The sequence below is a fragment of the Mesonia oceanica genome (assembly GCF_902499555.1).
GTDB classification, from domain to species: Bacteria; Bacteroidota; Bacteroidia; order Flavobacteriales; family Flavobacteriaceae; genus Mesonia; species Mesonia oceanica.
Map to the genome: position 1 here is coordinate 1 of NZ_CABVMM010000049.1, position 1,501 is coordinate 1,501.

Annotated in this window: 2 protein-coding genes; both read right to left on the bottom strand. The window is 33.8% G+C overall.

Features of this window, described 5'->3' with window-relative positions; all coding sequences use genetic code 11:
- A partial coding sequence (locus tag FVB9532_RS19240; protein ID WP_150546806.1) for a two-component regulator propeller domain-containing protein occupies nucleotides 1-822 on the bottom strand: 822 nt, incomplete at its 3' end.
- Nucleotides 823-1,217: 395 nt separating this feature from the next.
- The coding region (locus FVB9532_RS19590; RefSeq protein WP_194716599.1) for a hypothetical protein at nucleotides 1,218-1,501 on the bottom strand (284 nt) is incomplete at its 5' end.

Genomic DNA, 1,501 nt, shown 5'->3' on the forward strand with positions numbered 1-1,501 from the left:
GAGTTCATCAGGAAAATAAAAAAGATGCCTATTTATTGTTTTATTATAAATAATGGGGAAGGCAGTATTCTTGTAGTAAAAAAATTGGTTTTCTTGGCCCTCAAATAATTCGCCAACTTCGGCAATTAAAAAATGGGTGTTGGAAGGAGGCTCATAATCAAGAAGTAGTGGTTTAAAGGAATTGCCAGAAAGCCTATAAACCGAATTCTTATTTTTGATAAAAACTTGAGAATCTCCTTTAAAAAGCTCAAAAACAACATCTATTTCATAGGCCTTATTTGATTGTTTCGGATCCTCTATTTCAAAGGTTTCTATAGCATTTTCACAGCCTATTTTAAACACCTTTTTCTCTTCGGTGGCAATCCAGATATTGCCATAATCGTCTTCGATTATTGATCTATAATGGTATTTTTGATGAAAAGAAACCCATGAAGCCTTACCGGTATATATGTTAAACCTGTATATAGAGTTAAACTCCGATAATAACCAAAAATCTCCGGTACTGCTCAAAAATGGTTGTTTCGGCTTTAAAATAGTAACTTTTTCACCTCCAATTTTTTTAAAAGGGAAAAATAACCTTTCGTTGCCTGTTTCTTTTACAAGACCACAGGGAGTTGAATACCAAAAAAAACCTTCTTTGTCAAATAACCCTAATGGCTTATAACTCATAGACTCGCCACAATCTATAACCGGTAGGGGTGGGGTAGTGCTAGAAGAAGCATCAGCATATAAATGGGTTATTATCCCTAGAATAAAAAACAAAAAATAAAAAGCGGTATATCTCATTAAGTAGGGGTGGGGTGATATCTTTTTAAAAATCATTAATATTAATGATTTTTAAAAAAACTACAAAGAAGCACAACTTTATGGTAATGTACTAATACTAATTTTTTTTAAAATCAACATCAGAAAACCTTTGTTGGTGTGCATTTCGTTTCTCTAAGAAGAATTAAAAAAAGTGATTTTAAAAGGGAATGATCTAAAAGCCAACAACTAAAATAGTTGAATATCCGTTTTCAAGCTTTATTTTGAGAGCTGTTTAAAACAGGTTAGGGATGGTTTTAGTGAAAATTTTTAAATCCTTGTAATAAACGTTTTTTTATGGAAAGAGACTTATGCTAGGTAACAGCTCTTTGTTTAGTGAGTTTTTCTCGAAAACAGCAAAGCCTTTTTTGTTTTTAGGTCTTGATAGAGAAGCAGAACTTTATCCCCTCTTTTTATTCATAGGCCACCACCGATAACTCAGAAAAATTAATATACTCACCACCACCATTTTCACTATTTCCCACATTTCCACCATTGCCCACATCCTCACCATTGGGTACTACCAACCTAATTTCATCTGCATAAATATCGGGTATGTTTACAATATTATCTCCTGTAGTTGCCGAGGTAATTGGCGGGGAAGTATATTTTAAAGAGCCACATCTATAGAGCTTGATCTTAGTGTTAACAATCCGGTCTGTACAGCAGTCATTGCGTCCATCCAGTATGAGGCGGG